Origin of the sequence: Anaerotignum sp. (assembly GCF_045122575.1) — a bacterium.
Lineage (GTDB): Bacteria > Bacillota > Clostridia > Lachnospirales > Anaerotignaceae > Anaerotignum_A.
This window is the reverse complement of record NZ_JBGVHV010000147.1, coordinates 1-3149: the sequence shown is the minus strand read 5'-3', so window position 1 is coordinate 3149 and position 3149 is coordinate 1. Positions and strand designations below refer to the sequence as shown.

Annotated in this window: 2 protein-coding genes and 1 pseudogene; all 3 read left to right on the top strand. The window is 43.5% G+C overall.

Features of this window, described 5'->3' with window-relative positions; translation table 11 throughout:
- Positions 1-353 precede the first annotated feature (353 nt).
- Positions 354-935, top strand: coding sequence for a hypothetical protein (locus tag ACJMLT_RS07130; protein ID WP_405728669.1), 582 nt, complete (start codon positions 354-356; stop codon positions 933-935).
- 7 nt (positions 936-942) lie between these two features.
- Positions 943-2583 (top strand): GH3 family domain-containing protein, encoded by a 1641-nt coding sequence (locus ACJMLT_RS07125; protein WP_405728666.1) that lies wholly within the window; start codon positions 943-945, stop codon positions 2581-2583.
- A pseudogene (locus ACJMLT_RS07120) lies at positions 2580-3149 on the top strand (hypothetical protein); the annotation flags it as partial. The gene ACJMLT_RS07125 and the pseudogene ACJMLT_RS07120, both read left to right, overlap by 4 nt.

The following is a 3149-nucleotide window of genomic DNA, read 5'->3' as shown; positions in this document are numbered from 1 at the left end:
AGGCCCTCAGGCTGCAAACGTAACACGCGCTTAATCGATTTTAATTATAGAATAGACTGCGAAAGCATTCAAAATTATACATTTAGATTTGGTTATGCAAAAAGAGCTCTCCGTTAGGAGAGCTTTTTTATATTTCAAATCAAATTGTTTTTAAGGGACGTTTTTTGTCCATATTACGAAAACATATGAAATTGTGAAGAATGATAAGGTTTGTTCATATTTTCTGAAATAAGTTTTTTAATTATGCGTTTTTTTCATTGAAAGAGTACATTTTTCGTGCTAATATTGATAATGAATTAGTGTCGAGAAGTGGGTTCATTTATGGAATTATGCCATAGATAAGAGGAAAATATATGAAGGAAATCGTTTTGGGTACAATTTCATTTCTTTTATATGCAGTTTACGACCTGGAGCAGGGCGGAGTTATTTCCCACCGTTTTCATAAGATTACAAAGAGTTTTTTCACCATAGGCTCTGTTTTTCTGGTGGCAGCAACGATCATGCTTCTTTGGAAAATAGATGTTCTGCAGATGGAATACGGTATGAAGCGGATCATTTTTCTGCTTTTTGCGATCCTTTTCTTTGGGTTGCTTATTTATACATTGTTTTTTGCATTACCATTTGAAGAAACTTACGTAATGCAGGAAGCCCACAAGACCTATGATAAAAAAATGTATGCCCTTTGCAGACACCCCGGTGTACTGTGGTTTGCGGGTTTTTATTTCTGTCTTTGGCTTGCTTTTGGTACAGAACTTTTGCTTGTCATGGCAGTTTGGTTCAGCTTATTAAATTTCTGCTATGTTGTGTTGCAGGATTATTATACGTTTCCCAGAGTTTTTTTCGACTACGGAGATTATAAGAAACGGGTTCCGTTTCTGATCCCCAACGGAAAAAGCCTGAAACGCTGTATGGATACTTTCAAGGAGAGCCGGTGACTGGTTTATGAGATTCGAAGAAAAACTGAAAATTTTATCTCAGGAAGAGATCTGGCAGGAATACTGCGGTTTTCTTGATCTTTCTATGGAAGAATATATGTCTATCCAGAACCGACTGATGGAAGAACAGATTGCTCTTTGGAGCAATTGTCCGCTGGGACAGCGTTTCTTGAAAGGAAAGAAGGTAACAAGTATTGAGGAATTCCGAAAGGCAGTGCCTCTGACTTCCTATGGCGATTATGCGGATGTGCTTCTGACAAAGCAGGGCAGTATGCTTCCGGACGAACCGATCATCTGGATCCAGACCACGTGGGAAGGAGGACGCCATCCTGTAAAGGTGGCTCCTTATACCAAGAGTATGCTGGATACTTACCGTAACAATGTCCTTGCCTGCATGATTCTGACAACGGCTCGTGAAAAAGGCAAGTTTGATCTGAAGGCCCATGATACTTTCCTGTATGCATTGGCACCTTTGCCTTATGCTACCGGCCTGTTCCCTCTGGCACTGAATGACGAGATCGAGATCGATTTCCTGCCGCCTGTAAAAGAAGCGGTGCAGCTGTCCTTCAGTGAAAGAAACAAACTGGGCTTTAAAATGGCACTGAAGAGAGATATTGATTTCTTCTTTGGTCTGGGCAGTGTGGCTTATTTTGTCAGCCTTTCTCTTGGTGAGATGAGCGGCGGCAGCGGTGGCGGCCTTTCCGGTCTGAAGAAAGTTTCTCCTGCAATGCTGGCAAGGCTCTTGAAGGCAAAACGGATCTGCAAAAAAGAAGGCAGACCCCTGATGCCAAAGGATCTTTTCAAACCGAAGGGGTTCGTGGTTGCCGGTACGGATAATAACAGCTATAAAGACGATCTGGAGCGCCTGTGGGGTATCAGACCCATGGAATTGTTTGCGGGCACAGAACCCAGCTGTATCGGTACGGAAACATGGACGAAAAATGGGATGTATTTCTTCCCGGATACCTGTTTCTATGAATTCATTCCCGAAAGGGAAATGGAAATCAGTCTGGAAGATCCGGAATATCAGCCGAAAACGTACCTGATGAATGAAGTGCTTCCCGGTGAAAAATACGAACTGGTGATTTCTGTGCTGAAGGGCGGCGCCTTTGTCCGTTACCGCGTTGGCGATGTATACCGCTGTGTAGGTCTGGAAAATTCGGAAGACGGCACAAAGATCCCTCGCTTCCATTATGTTGACCGTATCCCTACGGTGATCGATATTGCAGGCTTTACCCGTGTAACAGAATATTCTATTCAGAGTGCCATTGACCTGAGCCGTCTGGAGATCGATCATTGGGTCGCAATGAAGGAATATAACGAAGAAAAACGTCCCAGACTGCATCTGTATGTGGAAATGTCTCCGAAATCATTGATTTCTCAGGCAATCAGTAAAGAGATCCTGAGGGAGCATCTGAGCGTTTATTTTAAATATGTAGATCAGGATTATAAGGATCTGAAAAAGATCCTTGGGGTGGATCCTCTGGAAATCACCATCCTGAAATGCGGCACCTTTGCCGAGTATCAGAGAAGAACGGATAAAAAACTGCGCAGGATCAATCCATCCAAATATGATGTGATGGAACTCTTGCAGGTGGAAGAGGCTGTTGATCTTTGGTATCAATATCGGGGAGGTGGAAGCTTATGACCGGTAGTTATGCTTTTATCTCCATCATCGCGCTGATCTGTTATCTGTTCCTTTTCCTGACATTTATTGCGGCAAAAAGAACGAAGATCATCAACGAATTCATGCTGATTCTGATCACGATGATCCTGTGGACAGGCGGTTCCTTCTTCATGCGTGCCCAGCTATTCCACAGTGTAAAGGTATGGTATGATATATCTATTCTGGGGCTGACCCTATGCCCCTATGTGTCTTTATTGTTTGCGGTGGATTTTGCCAATATCGAAATCGGTATCTGGCGGCGCATCTGGTTGGTGCTGGCAGTGGCAGCCAATGCCTTCAATATCTTGACGGGCGCTTTGCTGGCTCCTCCTGAAGCAGTTCTGATGGCGGATGGATCCATTACATATCTGTATGAAACAACATGGAAAGTTATTTTCCTGTACGGCGTCACATTTGGCGCCAGTGTTCATATGTTCTTCCTGCTCTGGAAATATGGTAAGAAGGATGAAATGCTGAAACGGCAGATGATGCCCATTGAACTGGGTCTACTGATCATGTATGCCGGTAACGTACTGATCTTCCTGCCT

Coding starts and splice junctions, on each gene's coding strand:
- ACJMLT_RS07130 (WP_405728669.1), top strand. CDS start 354: ATGAAGGAAATCGTTTTGGGTACAATTTCATTTCTTTTATATGCAGTT.
- ACJMLT_RS07125 (WP_405728666.1), top strand. CDS start 943: ATGAGATTCGAAGAAAAACTGAAAATTTTATCTCAGGAAGAGATCTGG.